The organism is Amycolatopsis sp. DSM 110486 (assembly GCF_019468465.1).
Taxonomy (GTDB): domain Bacteria; phylum Actinomycetota; class Actinomycetes; order Mycobacteriales; family Pseudonocardiaceae; genus Amycolatopsis.
Map to the genome: position 1 here is coordinate 1 of NZ_CP080520.1, position 19,380 is coordinate 19,380.

Genomic DNA, 19,380 nt, shown 5'->3' on the forward strand with positions numbered 1-19,380 from the left:
TGGCTCATCCGCCAGGCACAGAGCCACCCCGTCGCCGCCACCGCCGTCTCGCTCACGGCAGCAACAGTGACGACCGCGTCCGTGCTCGTCCTGGCGCCCGCCACACCGCCGTCGCCGCCTGGTGCGTCTCCAGCGGGCCCTCAGCCAACGATGCCCCGCGCCCCCGCACCCACTACCTCCCCGACCGTGCCCGCGCCTGTGCCCGTGCCGAGTCCGACAACCACTGCGCCCCGCGTCACGAGAACGTCCACCGCCCCCGCCCCGCCGCCCACATCTCCCTCTCCGCTGGACGTCGGCGCGATCGCCAGCAGTGTTTCGACCCTGCCGTTGGGATCCGTGAGCCCGACCGGCCGAGTGAGCGCGACAGCGGCGGCACCGTTCACCTCGGCCTCGGCCTCGGTCACGGCTTCGGCCGCGCCGAACTGCGAGGTTCGGGTCGACGTCCGGGGCGTTCTACACGCCTGCGCTCCTGTCGACCGCTGAGTCCGGGGTGACGATGCTGATGCGGTTGGGGTCGAACACCCTCGGCGCGGACGGGTCGAGCGAGCTGACGACGAGCCACCGGCCGCGCAGCGCGCGGGCCAACAGCGCGCGACGCTCGGGCACAGTCGCGGCCTTCAACCGGGCACGCCACTCCTCGAGGGACTCGGCCGCCAGCTTCGGGGGCAGCTTCACCTCCGCGCTCTCCCCCAGCTCCACCAGCTGAGCACGCAACCGAGCGATCTTCTTGTCCAGAGGCGCCACGGCGGCGTCGTAGCGGGCCAAGCTCATTTCCTCGCGGCCGAGTCGTGCCGAGAGCTCGTTCGCCAGCTGCTCGGCGCGCGCCAGCTCGTCATGCACCAGCTGGCGCGCGTCGGCGGCCGCCTTGGTCGACGCCTCGATCGCAGCGGCGTGACGTGGGTCGGAGAGGATGACCGCGATCAGCTCAAGCACGTGGCCATCGAGCGCACGCTGATCGACGCTGATGCGGCCACAGCCCCCGGCATGGGCGCGTGGTTGGCACCAGTACTGCCGCCGCACCGTGCCGTCCGGGTATGGCGCCATGTTCTTCCGCGGACGGCCCGTGAGGGTGTGCTTGCACACTCCGCAGTGGACGATCCCCGAACACAGGTAGGCCTCCGACGTCGGCCGGCCGCGGCGGCGCGACGAGTACAGCGAATGCAGGTCTTCCCACGTCCCCACATCGAAGATCGGCTCGACGTCGACGAGCCGCTTCAACTCGCCGGGAACGTTCGGGTCCTCGCTGGGTTCGCGAAGCACTTCGTTTTGGTACACAGCGATTCCCGCGTTGCGTGGCCGCAACAGCAGTTGCCGAAGCGCTGTGCGCGTGAACGGCTTCCCGTTGACCGAGCGCAGCCCGGACCGGTTCCACTCGATCACGATGGCGTCTTGCGACTGGAACGCGAGCACACGCTTGGCGGCGTCAGCGAGCGCGTCGGCTTCGGATTTACGGAGCGTCTTGTTGTCCTCGTTCCACCCGAACGCTCTTTGGCTGTTGTTGGTCTCGCCCTTCAACGCCTTCAGCCGCTTGCCGCGCTTGGTCTTCGTCGAGGTGCGGTCGCTCTCGTAGGCAGCAGTGTTGAGCTGGTCCCGAAACGCCTTCTTCCCGCTCGGCGTGGTCAGGTCGTACTCGCCTTCCGAGTCGAGCACGAGCAGCCCGCGCTCGGCGGCGGAGATCAGCCGCTCGCCCTCGATCGGCCGGCGCGAGAACCGCGCCAGGTCGAACACGATCACGCCATCGCTGGCGCCGGTTTCCAGGCGCTGCATGAGTTCGTCCCAGTCGGGTCGCTTCACGCGTGGGTTCCACGCGCTCCGGCCGCGGTCGGCGTCGAGCACCTTGCCGACCTTCGCGCCGATGTCCACGAGACGGGCCTTGCAGTCGGCCACCTGCCCCTCAACCGAACGCTGCCGCTCGTCGCCGAGCCGACTCACCCTGGCGTAGACGTCGAGCACCAGGCCGTCACGCACCCGTTTCCTTGCCACCATGTACCCTCCCGTTCTAGGGTAACTTATAGCAGGTTTACCGGCGTCAACGCCAATTTAGTAACACTGGTCTGACCAGGGGAAACCTGCTGGCAACGACAGCCAGCGGGGCCGTCGCCGACCGGCGACAGTCACCCGCTCCCACCTTCGGGGGCACGAATGATCACCTACACCGAGTTCCACCAGATCGCCGTCGAGCACGGCCCGAACATCGCCGGTGCCCGTGTCCTCGAGGACGGCGTCACCGTCGAGGACACCGTCGTCTGGTGGCGCCGATACGAGGACGAGCACCCCCCGCACGTCTACTCGAGCTATTGCTGGTGCGACCCCGAGTGGAACGCCGAGGCCGGCTACATGGCGCACCGCGGCGCGCAGCCGATCCAGTTCGCCGCGCACGCCAACGACCTCGTCGACCCCGAGGGCATCCCGGCCGAGGACCACCGGTAAGCCCGCTCAGTCGGTAACGCCAATGGTGATCAACGCGACGCTTCTGGGCAGACCTCACGGAAGGCCCAGACCAGTGGACGCCACAACGAAACGCCTGACGATCATCCTCGCCACGATCTTGATCGTCGGCGTGGCGATCGTCGTCACCATCATCTCCGTCAACAACAGCAACCGCGCGGACGACAAGGCGCGCCAGGACCAACAGCAGCACCAGGAGCAGGTGGACTCGATCTACGAGCAGTGCACGCACGGCGGCACCACCGGTTGGCAGTGCTGAGCCGGCCCCAACGGCGCAACTCGACGGCCCCCGCCATCGCGAGATGGAGGGGGCCGTTTTGGTTGATCAGGCGGTCTTGAGCAAGACCATCCGCGAGGCCATGCCGTAGACGTTGCCGCGCGAAGGCTTCCCGCTCTGCTCAGCGGTCCCGCCACGCCAGCGGGGACATGGTGACGGCGGCCTCGGCGATACGTCGAGCCGTCTCGGTCGAGAGGCCCTTGCGAGCGGAGTCGATCCACCCGGCGACGCGCTCAACTCCGATATCCCGGTACTCGACGGCTTGGAGAAGCATTTCGAGCTTGTCCGCGTCCTTCGCGCACCGCGCTTCGAGCGTCTCCCTGGACTCGAATTCGTCCACCGCGGTCCGGACCACATCGCGGGAGGTGGCCGGCAGGGCGGCTGTCTGGTCGGCGGTGATCTCGCGAGGCTCGGGCTTGCTCATGTACTTGGCCGCAGTGTGCGGGATGTCCCCCGTTCGGGTCTCCTGCGTGTCGTGCCAGAGTGCCAGGAACGCGGCCCGCTCCGGACTCCCGCCTTCCTCCGCAGCGAGCAGCGCCGCGATCTGGGCGGCGCGCAAGCTGTGTTCGGCGACCGATTCGGGATCGCGGATGCCGACGTGCCACCACCCCGTGCGGCGGATGCGCTTAAGCAACCCGAGCTCGTAGCCGAACGCGGCGAGTGCGGTGGGCTCGTCTGGCATGAAGTTCTCCCTATCGGTCGGCGAGACGCAGAGCGTAGTGAAGGCCGGCGACCTGGTCACGTCCGTCACGCGTCAGCACATCGGCGGAGGTGAGCACCTCCAGCGCGCCGGCCAGTGCGTCACGCGCGGCGGAGCGTTCAGTCAGCAGAGCCGGACGGCTGGCCACGAGTGTGTGCACGGTGTGCAAGTTGAGCGGCAGGTGCGGAGAGGTCGGGTCAAGGCGGCTCACCAGGTGGTGGAACAGCCGTACGCCAGCCCACGACCTCGTGTCATCCGCGGCCATGAAGGCGTCGTCGGTCTGGTCGTCGGGGAGCTCGCCGATCCAGTGCGCCCAGTAGTTGAGGTTCGCCAGCTCGGCGCGCGAACCGGTGGTGCGCGTGACGAAGTCGTGAAGGTGGGAGCTGTCGCCGGTTGAGGCAAGCGCGACGGACGCCGAGCGAGCTTCGAGCAGGCTGGTCACGTCGCCGTCGGCGATCGGGCGGTGGCCGGCGCTTGCCCATTCGCGGCGCAGCCACTCGGCCACCTGGTCGCGCTGGTCGAAGCCGAGCAGGTACACCGCTTGTCGCCGCAGTAGCGCCGCATCGGTGTGCACGCCGCGTTCCGCGACGGTCATCAGGTGGTCAAAGAACCGGGTGCGCTCGTCGGCGCCCATCGTGGGGCCAGAGGCGACCGGACCACGGCGCGGAACCTTCGGCGTGAACACGTTCAGCTCTTGCGGCAGGTGCCCGGTGAAGGGCCACGTGATCAGGTTCGTGAGCGTCTTGCGGTGCACGTTCGCGGCCAACGGATGCAACTCGGGGTCAACCCACGAGCCTCCGGCGGCGATCCCGGTCGACAGGACGAGATCGGCCTCGACGGCCGCGCGCAGGTGCCGGCCGGTAGACGGCGGGGCTCCGAGCCGGGGCAGCCGGGCGGACAGCCGAATGAAGTCCCCCGCGGGCATCGCAGACAGTGGACGGCGCCCCGATTCCCACCCTTGGACCGTGCTCCCGTCGACCGCGAGACGTTCGGCGAGCCGCTCTTGCGTCAGCCCGGCGGACTGGCGTGCGAGCTTGAGGACGTAGCCGGTCACGATGCCCGTTGAACGGGAACCCTGACTGCCGGTCAGTGTTGCCGTTGCTCCGCTCACGGTTCGCTCCAGGTCTGGACGATTCCGGTCGAACCGCACCCGCACTCGCAGTCCGTTCTGCCTACTCCCTGGTGATCGTAGCGTCACTCCACGGTATTTCGGGATGGCTCTGAACAGCCAGAACACGACGGGAGTGACCGGTCATGACGGCGTTGATCTACATCGACCCGGCGGCGATACACCCCGTGATCAACGGCGTGTGGCACCGCACGAGCCTCGCGGCGATCCCCGCGCCCGGCGAGGGCATCACGATGCTCTGCGGCGCGACCGCGGCCGCCGAATTCGAGCCGCTCGACCAGCGCACCGCGCACGGCGTGCCGACGCAGTGCCCGTACTGCGACGTGGCGTATCGCCGCGCCCTCGGCTGGACCATCCCGCCGAACCACCCTGGCCTGCGCCGCGGGCCGCGACCGCTCCCCCGGCGGCCCTGATGGGCAAGTGGGTCCCCGATGACGGCTCGGTGGTCTATGACGGCAACCCCGAGACCGGCGACGACGAGTCGCACGCCGACGACGAATAGAACTCCCGGCCGCCCACCCGCACCGCCCGATCTCCGGCCGCCGCGTTGTGCCCCGACCCGACGCGGCGGCCGGGTTCCACCCTGCCCATTTTTCGAGAACACCGAGAGAGGAAGCAGATGGCGAGGGAACGCAATACCGCCGGGACCGGGCCGACCCGGCCGGTATCCGGTAAGGACAATCGGACGACCCGGCCGACGGAAGACAACCGCACCCCACAGCCCCGGCCGATCCAGCCGCCGCCGCCGGACGACAGGCCGAAGAAGTGACCGGGCCTGCGAACCGGCCCCGCGACCCCCGCAGCTGCCTCGCCGGGGGCCGGGAGGGCAACTGGGTGTTCGGGCCGTTGGAAAGTGGGCCGCCACGGCAGCCGACCGGGCCGACACGCCCGGGCGGTGGCTACCGGTCGAGCCGGTTCCGATGGCGTCCGGACCCGCCGGCGCCGGACGGCGAGGACTGACGGCGCAGGCACGCACGGGTTACCATCTGGTCATGCGGACAGCCCGGGAAATGGACAAGCTGGCGTCGGCATTCCTCGGTGGCGGCCAGGAGGCACGCTTCTCGGCCGCGGATCTGCGCGCCGCAGTCGGCGTGCACAACGCGCGCCTCTATCCCCTGCTGCAGACGATGCGGCAACGCGGTTGGATCACCGACGAATGGCCCAAGACCGACCCGTTTCGTCCGCACTGCTACATGCTCACCGAACGCGGCCGGGAAGAACTCTCGGACGCGTAGTGGGTCGCCGGGCCCGCCCTCAAACCACAATGAACCCCCGCCGCCCGCATCACGCAGGCGGCGGGGGTTCATTGCAGTGCGCCGAGGTGGCGCCGTCGGTACGGTTCGAGCGCGGGCCCGGCGCCACCCTCCCCCTTGGTGCGCCGGGCCCGTCCTTGATCAGCTCGGCGGGTTGTTGGGCTTCGCGCGGGCGACGGCGGTCGTGCCGAGCAGACCGCCACCGACGGCGATGATCAGCGCCGCGGTGGTGCCGTCGATGTGCACGCCGATGGCCGCCAGGACGCCGACCACGGCCGGGACGGTGAGGTAGCCCCACAGCCCGGCGATCGCCTTGCGGTAGCGGCCGGGCGCCGTACGGGCCCACGCGGTGAGCTTCTGCCAGCGCCCGGGGGTCGAGTCAGGCACGGCTGTTCACCCAGCCCTTGACCGCGCCGGTGCACTGGTAGCGGATGACCACGTGCGACTTGTTCGCGTAGTCCGCGCTCGCGCCCGCGAGGTCCCACGGGCCGGGCCGGTCCGCGTCGACCTTCCCGCCAGCCTGGACAGTCACCACGTCGCGGCCCGCCTTGCCGGGGGTATCGCCCACGAGCGAGATGCCGTCGATGGTGATCGGCTGGTCGTAGCTCGACGCCAGCCGCAGGTACCGGCCGCCGTTCACCGGAATGTGGAGCTTGCCCCACTGGCCGGGCTCGGTCGCCTCTCCGCGGTCACTGCTCATGTCCTCGTCCTCCTCTGCTACCGGGGTGATCGTGCGGGCACCGAGGTGCGCCGTGCTGTAGGACTCGTCCAGATCGATGCCGCTGGCGCTGATGCCCGCGATCGAGCCGGAAGAGCTGTATTGGTGGATGTCGTAGCGGCCGGCCGCCGCGTCCGGGCGCGCGCCGTAGCGGGCGATCCAGATCACGAGACCGGGGACGCCCCACGTGTCGGGGCGGAGCGTTTTCGCGAGCGCGTTGCTCATGTACACGCCGGGCCGGAACCCACGCGCCGCGATCCGATGGCAGAACGCCTTGCCGAATGCGGCTTTCTGGCTGTCAGGGATGTTCGGCAGCTTCGAGCCCGGCGGGTTGTCCTCGAGATCGAGCATCGGGACACAGCCGGTGGCGTCGAGCCGCAGGACCTCGCCGAGCAGGATGTCCGCCTGCGCCTCCGGGCCGGGGTCGGCCTGGACGAAGTGGTAGCCGCCGACGGGGATCCCGACGGACTTCGCGCCGTGCACCTCGTTGTCGCCGCGGCCGCCCTTCGGCATACCGCCGCCGTCGGACAGCTTCACGTAGACGAACGTGACGCCGGCCTGCTTGACCTTCGGCCAGCTGGTGACGGTCTGGAACGATCGGTAGACGTCGATGCCGAGCGCCATGCTCAACCTCCTGGGGTGGGCTCGTCGGTGGTGGGCGGCGTGCTGGATGCGGGGTCGACGCACGCCTTGCCCTGGTAGGTGGTCTGGTCCGGCGCGGTAATCACTGCGTCGCGCAGCTCGTAGCCGTCCGGGCAGGTCGGGCCGGGTTTGCCGTTCTCGCCGTTGTGCCCGTTCTCGCCGTTTATGCCGGGCTTCCCCTGGCAGTGGTCGTGGGCGTCGCAGTAGTCCGCGACCGCGGACGAGACCTGCGCGTCGGTCGGGCCGGGGCCCGGCTTGCCGTCCGCGGGCCGCGGGATGTGTGCGAGGACGGCATCGGTGAGCGCGTCGAAGTCCGGCGAGCTCCCGTTCGCGCCGCGGCATTGGTTCCGTGTCGCGCAGTAGCCGTCGACTGCCTGGCGGGCGGCCTGGCGCAGCGCTGTCGGGTCTGGTGTCGGCGCGCTGGCCTGGTCGGCTACCGGTGGCTGGTCTTTGACAGCGGCGGCCTTCGCGCATGCCGACCCGAGCGCGGCAGCGGTGGGGCCGCCCTGCGCGCACGCTTCGGCGACCTGCTCGGCGAGACTCTTCGCCTGCGACTGCAGGGCGGCGGCGTCCTGGCGCACGGCGAGTGGTGCCAGGGTCGCCCACGCCGCGCCGCCGAGGGCGGCGACGGCGAGCACGATGGCGATAAGGGAAGTCCGGTTACGACGCATCTAACTCACCGACCTTCCGCTTCGCGCGGGCTGCCGCGTCCTCCGCGCGCCAGCGCCGTTTGCGTTCGCCGTCGATCTGCTCGGCCAGCGCGTCGGCACGCTTCTCGGCGCGGTTCGCGCGGCTCTCGGCGCGGAGCCAGAGCCGGACCAGGACGATGACGACGACGAGCAGGGCGGCCGATGGGCCGGCTGACGCGAGGAGTTGGCCGATGTCGAGTGAGGCACCCACCGTCACCCCTTTCGTACTTTGTGGACGGTCACAGTGGGCCCTCGCGGACGATCGTGACGCCCGTGACTAGGTCGCTGGCGGTCTCGTGGGTGACGTTGCTCGCGACTCCGGAGTAGGCGTAGCAACGGATCTGGCCGTTGGGCGGGACCCGCTTGGTGATTGCAACCGAGGTGTTCAGACCGGTCGCGGACGACCCCACAGAACTCTTCGTCCACGTGTCGGTGGTGCCGGTGCCCACCACGAAGCAGTAGCGGTCAGCCGTTGCCGCGGTGAACCGGCACGCGAGGCTGACGGTGTAGAGCCCGCCAGCCGGGCCGACGGTGAACACCCCGGCGCTGTGGGTGATGCCCTTGATCACGGCGCCGGTGAACGGCACCCAGTTGTTGATCAGGGTCGGGGTGCCGATGAGCAGGTTCGCGACGATGGTCCACTCGCCTTGCTCGCTGCCGACGGTGATGTCGTTGAGCATGGCGGCGGTAAGGCGTTGCCCGGCGGTGAAAGCCATGGTTCTCCTATCGGCCCACGCGGGCGGGGCGGGTGAGTGCGAGCGATTCGCCGGCGGCGTGGGCCTTCACGACCCCGTTGACCGCGCGGGTGACGGTGAACGTCTGCGGTGAGCTGCTGCCGGTCACCGCGGTGACGAGGAGGTCCTCGCCGCCGACCGTGACGGGGATCGGCATCTCGGCGGCGTCGGTGGTCCAGAGCACGCCGTCGGCGATGTCCACCTGCAGGCTCGTTGCCGTGCTCGTGATGGCCGAGTGGAGCGTGGTGGCGTCGGAGTCGAGCCGGCCGAGGTCGGTGTCGTCGATCTGCGTGATGTCGTAGGGCGACTGGGGCGCACAGTTCGCCGTGATCGTGTGCTCCCATCCGTTCAGCGTCTCCGTGTAGCCGCGCACGATCTGGCGGATCTGGTGCTGGTCGAGGATGTTCTTCGGGTTGTCGATGGTGATGAGGCTGTCCTGGTCGACGGCGAGCGCGGCGAGGTCGAGCGCGCGGGACTTCTTCGCCAGGTGCGCGAGGTCGAGCTGCAGGTTGGGGAACCGCGGCTCGTCGACCGTGCCCAGGGTCAGCAGCCACGAGGCGGCGTCGGCCACCTGGTTGTCGTTCGCGAGGTTGAGCGTGGTGTCGCTGTCGTAGCGGCCGGCGCCGCCCCCGCTGATCGACGGCTCGGCCACGGCCAGCGGCCCGTCGGTGCGGACCGCCTGCGCCGAGGACCCGTTGAGCCGGGTGACGGTGACGTCGTTGCGAATGTTCTGGTCGTCCTCGACGGCGACGAACTCCGGCGCGAGCTGGCCGTCCGCGTAGTCGAGCTCAAGCGCGGGGATCGGGTTGTAGAACGTCGCGCGCGTTCGGTAGCAGAGACCGGTGTGGTTACGGGATTCCCGTAACGAGCCGCCGTCGGCGGTTGCGGCTTCGGCCATGAGGTCGAGCAGGTTGATTGGCCGCTGGATGCCGAGCGCCGCCGAGGGGATAGGGGCGGCGCCGCCAACGCCTTCGACGGCGATCGGCACACCGTTTTCCTTGCCCAGGCGCAGGAGTCGTGCGCTGCAGGTCTCGCCGGGGTACGCGGCGAGCTGGTTGGCGTTGGTGTAGATGCTGATGATGTCGGTGCGGACGGCGACGTGGCCGACCGAGATCATGCCGATCTGGCGGTAGGCGTTGACGAGCACCGCGGTCGGGGCGCCGATCTGCAGACCCGTGATCGTGAACGGGAAGCCGGTCCCCCCCGAGTCGCCCGGGATGAGCTGCGCAACTCCCACGCTGACGTCGCTGCCGGTGTTCGTGAACTGAATTGAGATCTGCTGGTGCGTGCCGTCGAGCGCCGTCAGCAGGTTTGGTGACGTGTCGATCTGGTTGCGGCTGCGGTCGTACCACACGAGCTTGAGCTTGCCGCCAGCCACGTAGACGAGGTCCAGGAACGCAGCCGTGCCGGTGGTCTGCAGCTGCAAGATGGTGCCCTGGTCCGTGGCGCCGGTGTCCGGGACGGTGAGCAGGAAGATCACCTGAACGTTGCCGGTCGCCGCGGGTACCGGGCTCACCGGTCCGGTCCAGCGCGCGAGGTTCGGCGACGCGACCGGCAGCGAGCCCGGGAAGCTGGAGTCGCTGGCGAACGTCGACGCGCCATCGCTGAGCACCATGGGCAGGCCGGTCGAGAGGCCGGACGCGATTTGCGTCGAGTTGCTGCCGTCCTCGACAGGCCAGTACGCGACGTTCGGCGGGTCGATCGTCTGGTTCGCGCGCAGGTAGGTCGACTTCAGCGGCTTCTGCCCCTGGGCGAGCCGGCGCAGGATCCCGGACGCGACGACCTGGGTATAGACGTCCTTGCCCGAGGTATCCCACGACGCCGGCCAGTCGGACACCTCGCCAGCGAACCGGTTGCTGCGCGCCTCGAAACCGCTGTAGGAGAACGTGACCGGGAGGTTGGTGTTTCCCGCCGCAACCCCGGACCGGACGCCCACCCACCCGATTCCGTTGTTCGTGCGCACGAACGGCAGGTCGGTGAACTCGACGGTCCAGGCGTAGGGCTCGAGCGCGGTGGCCGGCCAGACCTTCGCGCGGACGTTCGAGCCGTCCCGCTGGAACCGGACCTTCAGCGCTTGCCCGGTGTAGGCGAACCCAGTGTCGACGGGCCCGGCCAGCGTCCCAGTCGAGTCGTTGACTGCAACGGTGATCGTCTGCGTGGCGCTGATCGAGACGCGCGCGAGCAGGTAGTCGTTGACTGACAGGCCCGAGAGCACGAGGTTGGCGGGCTCGACAGCGCCGCCCGTCACGGTCGCGGCAGAGAGCGAGACCTGGCAGGACACGTCGACGTCGCGGTATCTGTCGGTGGCGAGGTAGCTGAGCCGGTAGCTGCTCGCGCCGGTCACCGTGTGCCGGGCCGTGCCGGGAGTCACCGACCAATCTGTGGCCGCGAGGGTGCCGATTCCGGTCGTCGACCAGACGCCTCCCACGTCCGCCGTGCCCCACCCGGTCGCGAGCGTGCGGTTGAACGCGTCCTTGGCTACGCGGATCGCGACGCGCAGCGGGGTGTTCCGGCTGAACCCGCCGTAGTACGGGCCGAGCGGGTTGCGGCTGGAGTACTTGCCCGACCGGTTGTTCAGGGTGAACGAGCACGACGAGGGCGACGAGGTGGTGCTCTGCTCGTTGGAACGCCCGCGGCTGATCCGGATGCTGTCACGCCGGTACACATCGGGCGTGATGTCGCGCCATCCACCGGCGAGGTACGCCTCGACGGCCAGATCACGAGGCGCGTAGGGGAAGTTCGCCATCAGCCCTGCCCGAAAACTTGCTGCACGTCGCCGCCCTGGACTCGCACGAACCGACGGATCATCTCGACGAAGAACTCTTCGAGCCGGCCACCGCCCGACGTGACGTGCAGCGCGAGCGGCTGGACCGGCCGTGCCGAGCTGCTCGGCGCCGTCGCTCCGGAGTGGCCTGGCGATGGGGCGGCACCGACGTGCGTGACCGGCTTCCCGGCCGATGCACCGCTGTAGAACGTCGGCGGGATCCACGAGCTGTCTGCGTGCCGCACGAGGCCGCCGGAGGCGAACCCGTCGTCGCCGTTGTTGATGGCGCGCAGCAACGGCAGGTGCTTCTGCGTCTGGCGGGCGTTGACGACGTACTCACCGTTCGACACCCGGGCGAGGATGCTGTCGGAGGTGCCGCTACCGGGGCCGTCAAGCAGCCCGCCCGGGCCGACGTCGGTGATCGAGGCGTACGCCTGGCCGCCCTTGGCGAAGCGCTGCACGCCGCCGAGGGTCACGCGGCCACCGGTCGCGACGGCGTTTTGACCGCGGCCCGCGCCGACGCTGCCGAAGCGAGTGGTCGACGAGCCGCCGTTAATCGTCTTCACGGTGATGTAGGCGACCCGACCGTTGATGTCCCGCACGATGCCGTTCACGGCGTCACGCGCGGCCTGGGTGTCCGCCTTGATGAGGATCGTCTTGCCGTTCGGCAGCCGGTACACGGCCTTCCCGGTGTTGTCGATGCCGACCGTCAGCCCGGCCGCGCGGGCGGTGGCAACGTCGAACTTCGAAATGGTGTCCTGCACCGACGCGGGCAGCCGCCCGGACATGCTGTTCGCGAGGTTCACGGTCTCGCGGTTCTGCGCGGCGAAGGCCTCGGCCGTGCGCTGAGCGTCGGACGTCGCGGTGCTGTTCGCGTAGGCCGCCTGGTACGCGGCCTGTTCCTGTGCCTGGAATGCCTGCTCGACGCGCAGCAGCGCGCTGGCCTTCTGGTCCTCGGTGGCCTTGCCGTCCGTGGACGTCTTCGTGTAGTCGGTGAGGGCCTGCTTCGTGTTGAGCACGGCGCCGCGGTAGCCCAGCTGCGCGTTCTGCTGGGTGTAGATCTCCTGCGTAGCCGCGGCCGTCGCGTCGCGGTTCTCGATCTGCGCCGCCGTCAGCTGCGTCAACGCCGACTCGGAATCGAGGTACTGCTGGTGCGCCTGCTTGTAGGCGTTGATCTGCTCGCCTACGGCGCCGGTGCCGTTGAGGAGCTGCTCGATCGCCGACTGCTGCGCGTCGCTGAACATCTCGGCCGACTCGCCGGTGCTGTCGAACGTCTTGCCGGCGGCGAGGACGTCGTCCTTCAGCTGGTCGTAGTTCTTGCCGGTCTCAAGCGACTGGTGCCCGATATCGATCAGCGCTTGCTTCTGGTCGTCGTTGACGCCCGCCTGATCGGCGATCGTCGCGAGGGTCGCCCCCGCGGCGAAGCGGAGCTTGTCGTAGGCCTGGCTGTTGCCCTGGATCGCAAGCTTTGCGGTCGCGAGGTTCTGGCCGAACGACGCGAGGTTCGCGGAGGCGTTCTTGTCGGCCAGGGCCTGAGAGTTGACCTGGTTGGTGTGGTCGCCGAGGACGCCGCTGTCCTGGCGGAGCGCGTCGGTCAGCTGCCGGACGTTCTCCTTGTGCGCCGCGGCGTACTCGGCGGCCTTCTCCTGCGCCTGCCCGAACGCGGACAGCAGGAACGAGCCCGCAGTGAGGACCAGGCCGAGCGGGTTGAGCCCGTTCGAGACGAGCGAGTTGAGGCCGGCCTTGAGCTTGCTGGAGCCGTTCTTGTCGGCGTCGTTGAGGGCGGCCTTGAACGGGCTGATCTTCTGGTCGCCGTCCTGCACGGTCTTCGCGAGCGCGTTCACGCCGAACCCGGTCTGCGTGAGGCTGGTGCCGAACAGCTTCAGCACGCTGTTCGTGGCGAACAGCGTGCCCCCGACGTTGCCGAGCGGTTGTGCCCACGCGCCGAGCCCCTGCGCGAACGCGTTCACGATGCCGAGGCCGCCCTCGATCACGCTCAGGGCACCGCTGGAGGCACCTTGGAGGGCGGGCATGCCGTTGTGCGCCAGGGTGAGGACGGTGTCCTCGGCGGTGTGCAGCGTGGCCGCGAACTTCGGGAGCACGGTGGTGCTGCCGTTCGCCAGCTCGGCGAGCAGTGAGCCCGCGAATCCCTCGAGGTCGCGCACGACCCCGCCCGTGGTGGCGATCGACTTGCCGGCGGATTCCGAGCCATCCGAGAGGTTGACGAAAAAGTCGGTGACCCCGGCGCCCGCCTGGCCGGCGAAGTCGTGCACGCCCTTGAGCGGGGCCTGGGCAGACTTGGCCGCAACCACGAGCCCTGGCATGGCGTTCTCGGCGAGGTCGGTCACCGTGCCGACGAGGTCCTCGACCGAGCCCGACGAATAGTCCATCGCGGTCTGGATCTCCGGCTGCAGCCGGTCGAAGCTCGCGACGACAGCGTCGTTGGCCTTGAGGATCGGGTCCCGCAGGCCTTGCGACATCCGCGTCACGCTCGTGAGCACGTGATCGCTGGTGTGCTCGAACGCGTCGTCGATCTGCTGGTTGCCCTTGAGCGCGGCCACGCCGAGCCCGACGAACAGCGCAGGCACGGCGGCCAGCGCGACCGAGGCGCCAACCGCGCCGACCGTCGCCGCGGCCGGGAGCCCCACTGAGAGGGCCGTGAACTTGAGCGCCTCGAACTGCGCCTGCGTCCGCTTCGCGACCTGCTCGGTGGCCTTCTCGGTCTGCTTCGAGCCCTTTTTGTAGCCCTCGGCCTGCGACTTGCCGGCCTCCTCGCCGGCCTTCTCGAACCCCTCCTTGGCCTTGGCCTCGACGTCCTTCGCGGCCTTCTCCGCCGCGGTGACGCTCTTCTTCGAGAGGGTGCCGGAGAACGAGCCCGAAAACTCGTCGCCCGCCGCGCCGCCAGCCTTCTTCGCCTTGGCCTTGACGGTGGCGAACACCTTGTCGGTGTTGTCGTCGTAGGCCTTGACGTGGATCTCGATCTCGTTCACTGCACCTCCTTTCGGGCCATGGCTTCAAGTTCGAGCATGCGGAGCAGGCCGGCGTCCTCGGCCATCAGCTGCGATGGCAGGCACCCGAAGCGGGTGCAGAGGCCGAGGACGAACTCCGCGTCGATCAGCTCGCGAGGCTTGCGGACAGGTCGTCCATCGGCATCGATTCCTCCAGCGAGGTCGCGCCAGCGTTCGACTGCTGCTCTAAAGGGGCCGGGATCGTCTGCCGAACGTTGGTCCAGGCGCGCTGGATCGCGAGGAACGTGGGGTGGTCGAGCCGCGTCACGCCGTCCGCGGTCATCGGCAGCGGGCCGTCGTCGTCCTCGGCGTTCCACTCGACGAGGAGGCCCGCGTAGAACTCGATGATCTCGTCGTTCGTGTTCAGCTCGTTGAGCTGCATGCGCTGACCGACGGTGCCCGCACGCATGCGCACGACCAGGCCCTCAAGCTCGGGGTCGTCGAACACGAGCTTGAGGGTGGTCTGGTTGACCTTGAATCCCATGTGGACAGTTCTCCTTATGACCAGGTGGGGACGGTGCCGTCGGCGAGCGCGAACGGGGCGTCGAACGTCAGCTCGCCGGAGGTGGCGCGCTTGAGGCTGTAGTCGGTGATCAGGCACTCGTTGTTCAGCGAGACCCCGCCGACGGTCATCGAGACCGTGCGCGCGACCGAGGTGGACGGCACGGTCTTGAGGACGTCGTGCGCCCGGCCGACAGCCGGGTTGAACACGCCGGTGAGCGTGCCGGAGAAGTCGGCGAGCAGCAGCAACCGCTCCATCGCCGACTTGTCGACACCGGTCACGTCCTGAGTGGCGCGCGGGGTCGCGAAGTCGAAGTTCGTGATGTCGTTGCGGATGTCCCGGACCGTGCCCGCGGCGTCGTCGACGCTGAGGGCGGTCATGCCGATGCCGGACTGCTTGGCCATGGTGTGCTCCTATCCTCGGTTGATCAGGGCGGAGAGCCGCGCCTGGTTGGTGTTCAGGTCGTCGACCCACGGATCGGGTCCGGAGTGGACGCGCCGGAACCCGGTGCCCTCGACCAGGTACAGCTCGGGCCGGTCGAGCGGGACACGGTGCGTGCGGAAGCACCGCTGCCCGGCCTCGAACGTGAACACCGTGCGCGCGGCGCCGTCGACCAGCTCGCTCGACTCGACGTGCCGCCGTGTGCGGTCGGCCCGGATGTAGGCGGCTTGCTGCTGGCCGAGCTGCGTCGTCTCGTCGACGACCGTGCGCCAGCCGTTCAGGTAGGCCGAGCACCGGTCTTCCTCGCACGTGCCGACGCGGAAATGCGTGTCGAGCGGCGAGGCGATGCGGTAGTGCTGGATCTGCACGGCGAACCCCTCAGAAGCCCGTGGCGACGTCGTTGCGGGCGACGGCAATGGCGAACTGCGCGTTGGTGAAGACGCCTGTCGTGACGACGCGGAGCCAGCGCTTGACGGTCTGGTTGCGGGCGGTCTGGATCCGCTGCGCGCCGGCGGCGGTGGCCGCGGTGAATGCGCCGCCGACGACGTCGGCCCACGCGTCCCCGACGCCGTTGTCGCTGGACTCCTGCAGCTTCACCGTGACGCTCGTGCCGGTGAGCGCGAACACGTGCAGGTAGGCCTGCAGGCCGAAATTCGCCGGCCCGGTGAACCCCGGCGCGGAACCCGGGCCCATGTCGACACCCGTGCCGTTCGAGCCCGCGGTGTCGGTGCGGATTCCCGGGGTGAGCAGCGTGCCCCACTCCAGGCCGAAGCCATTGCCGGCCGCGGACACGTCGAACGTGAGGCCGCCATCAGTGGCGCGCTTGGGGTCGTAGTTGAGCTGCTTCGCGACGAGACACGCCGCGGCGGCGCCGAGGGCCTTGCCGCGGCAGTAGGTGACGATCTGGTCCGCGGTGGGCAGCGCGGCGAGCTTCGCGTGCACACCGGTGACGAGATCAGGGTTGAAGTACGCCGTGTAGTCGATGCCGCCATCGCGCAGGCCGCCGATCCGCTCGGCCGCGCTCTTGTCGATGGCGGTCACGTCGAGGGCGGCCGGGCCGCCGCCGATCTTGCCGAGGGCGCCGATGTCGCCGGAGTAGTCGCCGCCGTGCAGGAACAGCGCGTCTCCGAGCCCGGACTGCTTGGTCATGCCGTCTGCTCCCATGCGTCGTTGATGATCACTGGCAGGACGATGTCCATCGTTCGGAACTGCCTGCCGTCCTGGTTGAGGTAGCCCGCGCGCGCGGACAGCGGGGTCCCGAACTGGCCGAGGAGGTCGACGTTGCGGACCGTGTCGTCGAGGTCGAAGTCGCCGGAGTAGGCGGCCATCAGCTGGTCGACGGCGTCGATGATCGCGATGTCGATTCCGTCCTGCGGCTGCTGCAGCGCGGGCAGGTAGACGCGCACCCAGAACTCGACGCGCACGGTCGTCGAGGCGAGGCCGGACGCGCCGGCCGCCGGGCCGATGGTCTGGGACCAGATAGCCGCGGTGAGCCCGTTGCCGGGCGCGTTGGTCGGCTCGTGCTGGTTGACGCGGTCGAAGATGCCGAGCTGCTTGGCGTGCGAGATCAGGCTGTCGAAGACGTCCGCGATTCCGAGGCTCATTCGTTCAACCTCCGCACCGCGCGCTCGACGGCGTGCGCGACCAGCCGGGGCACTTTCTCCCCCAGGCCCTGCGCGGCGCGCCGGAACGAGAAATAGCCCTTGAACCGGGTGGTCTTGTTCCTTGAGCCCACGCCTTCGAGCCACGGGCCGTAGATCACGCCGCGGTCGTGCACTATGGCGTCGTCGCCGTCGACGTCGACGGCGATCTGGGTCTCGTAGTACGGCGTGGGGTGCCGGATCGAGTGGTCGAGGTTCGCGTGGACGTCGGCCGAGCCCTGCCCGGCGACGCTCTGCACGGCGTCGTGCTTGAGGTCGCGCACGGCGGCGTCGCTGCGGCCGTCGAAGATCGGGCCCTTCAGGGTCACAGTCGCCACGTCACACCGCCCTCGTGCGGGCCTTGCGGCCGTACGCGGCGTACACCTGGCTGCGGAGGTCGGCGATGCCCTTGCCGGAGGCCTCGCGCTGGTTCTCTCCTGCGCCGACCGTGCGCCCGTACGCGGACGTCTCCTGCTGCAGGCTGGTCACGGCCTCGGCGATCGCGAGAGCCCGCACGAGCGGCGGCGGCGTCCACGCGGTCAGCGCCGCGCCGGCGCCGTGGACACCCGGGGTGGAGCCGAGTACGGCGCGCTCGACGACGAGCCGCCGCGCGGCCCACACGTGCGCGCCGGTCGTGTGCGCGGCGAGCGGCGTGCCGTCCCATGCGCGGGCGACGAGCAGCACGTCACCGGCGATGTCTTCGACGAGCATGCGTTCGGCGTCGACGAGCACGACCTCGCCCGGAGTGAACGCGTCGCCGTCCTGCACGGCGAGCGCGGTGACGTTGTTGCGGTCGGTGAGGTCGGCGGCGAGGGTCTGTCCGGTGTCGAGCTGCCGCTTGTCGATCACCACGCACCGTTCGTCGTCGACGCGGAACAGCGTGCCGACGCCGACCGCGGCGGCGTTGGTGACGTCCACTGTGGTCTGCGACGCGTCCAGGTTGGCGGCGAGCGCGCCCGCTGGGGTCTCGTCGTCGCCGTAGCCCCAAAGACCGGTGATGCTGATGGATCGCTGGTGGCTGGCGCCGGAGGTGAACGCGGAGCTGGTGCCGATGTCGATCTCGACGTGCGTGAACGGCGGCCCGCTGTTGTCGGGGCGCAGCAGCACCGCGTCGGCGGGCACCAGCTCGTCGCCGGAAACGAGGGCGTCGCACGAGATGAGGTCGTTCTGGTCGAGCCACAGCCGCCACGGGCGCGCCGTCTGCGCGTTCGGCCAGTCGAACGTGCGGGTGTCGATCTCGGGGTAGAACGTGCGATGGCACAAGGCATCGACCGCGCGGGAGCCCGCGGCGACGAGTCGGTCGACCTGCGCGTTATTGCGCGCGGTCTCCTTGAAGTCCAGGGCTGACTTCACGTCCTCCCTGGTGCAGTACCAGATGCCCATCCTGTGCCCTTGCTTCCTTGGCCGTGCCGGCCCGTGAGCCGACAGGGGTGGTGCGTGTGTTCAGTTGTCCGTGTGGCCGCTCAGCGGCGCATGCGTTCGTTCCAGCCGTCGAACGTGCAGAAGAGGACCCCGTCGGGGCCTTCGGTGAGCGGCTCACCGTCGTGGGGGCAGGCGACCGGCCGGGCGTCGTGCTCGGCGCGTGCGATCTCCTGGCGTTCCCGCAGGATGTCGACGAGCCCGTACCAGCCCCCGCTGTCGCCTGCCCCTGTCACGCCGCTACTCCTCGGCGCCGTCGGCCGGGCCGTCGTGCTCTTCGAGCCGCTCGATCAGCTCGTCCTTGTTCCCGGTCTTCGACAGGCCACGCTCGCCGAGCTCGGCCTTGAGCTGGTCGACGGTCCACGCGTCGTAGCCGTCGGCCGGCTGCTCGGCCGGGGCGGTCGACGTTCCCTCGAGGGACGCGTCGGACACTCCCCCGTGGACGGTGCTCTTCGCCATCTGCTCGTCCTCCTTGATTGGGTCGTTGGCGCCGCACTGGGGGCACCGCGGCGCACCGACGCTGTAGGCCGCGGTGCAGCCGCGGCACTCCCAGATGGCCATTAGGCGCTCAGCGCCGCGAGGTTGGCCGGCGTGCGCTGGACGGTGAGGTCGTGCACGACCGCGGTGACGAGGCCGGCCGCGCCCGCGGCGCACTTCACGTAGGCCTTGCCGTCCGGCAGCGAGGCCGCCGGAACGTGGATCGCGACCGCGCCGGAGGCGATGGTGACCGCGTTCGACGCGGCCTGCGTCGACTCGGCCCACGCGGCGGTGCCGTTCGTGGCGGTGTTCGTGACCTTGCGCGTGATGATGTTGCCCGGGGACGCGTAGGCGCCGCCGAGCGTGTCCGACACGGTCAGCGTGAACGTGTCGGCGCCGGTGCAGATGAACGTCAGGCCGGTCGCGTTCTTCATGCTGATGCCGACACCAGCTGCGATCGGAACGACGTTGAAAGCCCTGCCGAGCCCTTCCATGGTGGTTGCCTTCCTTGTAGGGGTTGATTGCTACGTCGGGGGGAG

24 protein-coding genes are annotated in these 19,380 nt (G+C 69.6%); 4 read left to right on the top strand and 20 right to left on the bottom strand.

Going from position 1 to position 19,380, the window contains the following annotated elements; all coding sequences use genetic code 11:
• Positions 1 to 453: 453 nt before the first annotated feature.
• Positions 454 to 1,968 carry a recombinase family protein gene (locus tag K1T34_RS52805; protein ID WP_220247903.1) on the bottom strand — a complete coding sequence of 505 codons (1,515 nt, stop codon included), beginning with the start codon at positions 1,966 to 1,968 and terminating at the stop codon, positions 454 to 456.
• 174 nt (positions 1,969 to 2,142) lie between these two features.
• On the opposite strand from K1T34_RS52805, the gene K1T34_RS52810 reads away from it, so the two are divergent.
• Together K1T34_RS52810 and K1T34_RS52815 are read left to right on the top strand one after the other, a co-directional pair.
• Entirely contained in the window at positions 2,143 to 2,430 is a 288-nt protein-coding gene (locus K1T34_RS52810) for a hypothetical protein (RefSeq protein WP_220242251.1), read from the top strand.
• A gap of 73 nt (positions 2,431 to 2,503) precedes the next feature.
• Positions 2,504 to 2,707, top strand: a complete 204-nt coding sequence (locus K1T34_RS52815) for a hypothetical protein (RefSeq protein WP_220242252.1) — start codon at positions 2,504 to 2,506, stop codon at positions 2,705 to 2,707.
• A gap of 139 nt (positions 2,708 to 2,846) precedes the next feature.
• On the opposite strand, the gene K1T34_RS52820 is transcribed toward K1T34_RS52815, so the two are convergent.
• Together K1T34_RS52820 and K1T34_RS52825 are read right to left on the bottom strand one after the other, a co-directional pair.
• Positions 2,847 to 3,407: an HD family hydrolase gene (locus K1T34_RS52820; protein ID WP_220247931.1), complete on the bottom strand. Its 561-nt coding sequence runs from the start codon at positions 3,405 to 3,407 to the stop codon at positions 2,847 to 2,849.
• A gap of 10 nt (positions 3,408 to 3,417) precedes the next feature.
• Complete coding sequence (locus K1T34_RS52825) at positions 3,418 to 4,662, bottom strand: helix-turn-helix transcriptional regulator (protein ID WP_220247904.1); 1,245 nt, start codon at positions 4,660 to 4,662, stop codon at positions 3,418 to 3,420.
• A 17-nt stretch (positions 4,663 to 4,679) separates the two neighbouring features.
• Here K1T34_RS52825 and K1T34_RS52830 point away from each other — a divergent pair, with 17 nt between their 5' ends.
• A complete protein-coding gene (locus K1T34_RS52830) occupies positions 4,680 to 4,967 on the top strand; it encodes a zinc finger protein (protein WP_220247905.1) in 288 nt (95 codons plus the stop codon).
• Between the two features lie 579 nt (positions 4,968 to 5,546).
• Complete coding sequence (locus tag K1T34_RS52835; RefSeq protein WP_220247906.1) at positions 5,547 to 5,789, top strand: helix-turn-helix transcriptional regulator; 243 nt, start codon at positions 5,547 to 5,549, stop codon at positions 5,787 to 5,789.
• A 159-nt stretch (positions 5,790 to 5,948) separates the two neighbouring features.
• Here the strand turns inward: K1T34_RS52835 and K1T34_RS52840 are convergent, their stop codons facing one another.
• The 17 genes from K1T34_RS52840 to K1T34_RS52920 form a co-directional block, all read right to left on the bottom strand.
• Complete coding sequence (locus K1T34_RS52840) at positions 5,949 to 6,194, bottom strand: hypothetical protein (protein ID WP_220247907.1); 246 nt, start codon at positions 6,192 to 6,194, stop codon at positions 5,949 to 5,951.
• Positions 6,187 to 7,149, bottom strand: coding sequence for a glycoside hydrolase family 25 protein (locus K1T34_RS52845; protein WP_220247908.1), 963 nt, complete (start codon positions 7,147 to 7,149; stop codon positions 6,187 to 6,189). Before K1T34_RS52845 ends, K1T34_RS52840 begins: the two co-directional genes overlap by 8 nt.
• Positions 7,150 to 7,151: 2 nt before the next feature.
• Positions 7,152 to 7,838: a hypothetical protein gene (locus K1T34_RS52850; RefSeq protein ID WP_220247909.1), complete on the bottom strand. Its 687-nt coding sequence runs from the start codon at positions 7,836 to 7,838 to the stop codon at positions 7,152 to 7,154.
• Complete coding sequence (locus tag K1T34_RS52855; protein ID WP_220247910.1) at positions 7,828 to 8,067, bottom strand: hypothetical protein; 240 nt, start codon at positions 8,065 to 8,067, stop codon at positions 7,828 to 7,830. Before K1T34_RS52855 ends, K1T34_RS52850 begins: the two co-directional genes overlap by 11 nt.
• Positions 8,068 to 8,095: 28 nt before the next feature.
• Complete coding sequence (locus K1T34_RS52860; protein ID WP_220247911.1) at positions 8,096 to 8,572, bottom strand: hypothetical protein; 477 nt, start codon at positions 8,570 to 8,572, stop codon at positions 8,096 to 8,098.
• A gap of 7 nt (positions 8,573 to 8,579) precedes the next feature.
• Entirely contained in the window at positions 8,580 to 11,336 is a 2,757-nt protein-coding gene (locus K1T34_RS52865) for a hypothetical protein (protein ID WP_220247912.1), read from the bottom strand.
• Positions 11,336 to 14,344, bottom strand: a complete 3,009-nt coding sequence (locus K1T34_RS52870; RefSeq protein WP_220247913.1) for a hypothetical protein — start codon at positions 14,342 to 14,344, stop codon at positions 11,336 to 11,338. Before K1T34_RS52870 ends, K1T34_RS52865 begins: the two co-directional genes overlap by 1 nt.
• Before the next feature lie 124 nt (positions 14,345 to 14,468).
• Entirely contained in the window at positions 14,469 to 14,846 is a 378-nt protein-coding gene (locus K1T34_RS52875; RefSeq protein ID WP_220247914.1) for a hypothetical protein, read from the bottom strand.
• A 14-nt stretch (positions 14,847 to 14,860) separates the two neighbouring features.
• Positions 14,861 to 15,268: a hypothetical protein gene (locus K1T34_RS54425; RefSeq protein WP_255638892.1), complete on the bottom strand. Its 408-nt coding sequence runs from the start codon at positions 15,266 to 15,268 to the stop codon at positions 14,861 to 14,863.
• 9 nt (positions 15,269 to 15,277) lie between these two features.
• Positions 15,278 to 15,673 carry a hypothetical protein gene (locus tag K1T34_RS52885; protein WP_220247915.1) on the bottom strand — a complete coding sequence of 132 codons (396 nt, stop codon included), beginning with the start codon at positions 15,671 to 15,673 and terminating at the stop codon, positions 15,278 to 15,280.
• Between the two features lie 10 nt (positions 15,674 to 15,683).
• Positions 15,684 to 16,454, bottom strand: a complete 771-nt coding sequence (locus tag K1T34_RS52890) for a hypothetical protein (protein ID WP_220247916.1) — start codon at positions 16,452 to 16,454, stop codon at positions 15,684 to 15,686.
• The gene (locus K1T34_RS52895; protein WP_220247917.1) at positions 16,451 to 16,909 is read right to left on the bottom strand and encodes a hypothetical protein; all 459 of its coding nucleotides are present in this window, start codon (positions 16,907 to 16,909) and stop codon (positions 16,451 to 16,453) included. The genes K1T34_RS52890 and K1T34_RS52895 overlap by 4 nt, the downstream gene beginning before the upstream one ends.
• Entirely contained in the window at positions 16,906 to 17,283 is a 378-nt protein-coding gene (locus tag K1T34_RS52900; protein WP_220247918.1) for a hypothetical protein, read from the bottom strand. Before K1T34_RS52900 ends, K1T34_RS52895 begins: the two co-directional genes overlap by 4 nt.
• A 1-nt stretch (position 17,284) precedes the next feature.
• Positions 17,285 to 18,298 carry a hypothetical protein gene (locus K1T34_RS52905; protein ID WP_220247919.1) on the bottom strand — a complete coding sequence of 338 codons (1,014 nt, stop codon included), beginning with the start codon at positions 18,296 to 18,298 and terminating at the stop codon, positions 17,285 to 17,287.
• Between the two features lie 110 nt (positions 18,299 to 18,408).
• Positions 18,409 to 18,600: a hypothetical protein gene (locus K1T34_RS52910; RefSeq protein ID WP_220247920.1), complete on the bottom strand. Its 192-nt coding sequence runs from the start codon at positions 18,598 to 18,600 to the stop codon at positions 18,409 to 18,411.
• A 4-nt stretch (positions 18,601 to 18,604) separates the two neighbouring features.
• Entirely contained in the window at positions 18,605 to 18,823 is a 219-nt protein-coding gene (locus tag K1T34_RS52915) for an SAP domain-containing protein (RefSeq protein ID WP_220247921.1), read from the bottom strand.
• 101 nt (positions 18,824 to 18,924) lie between these two features.
• Positions 18,925 to 19,275, bottom strand: a complete 351-nt coding sequence (locus K1T34_RS52920; RefSeq protein WP_220247922.1) for a hypothetical protein — start codon at positions 19,273 to 19,275, stop codon at positions 18,925 to 18,927.
• Between the last annotated feature and the right edge of the window lie 105 nt (positions 19,276 to 19,380).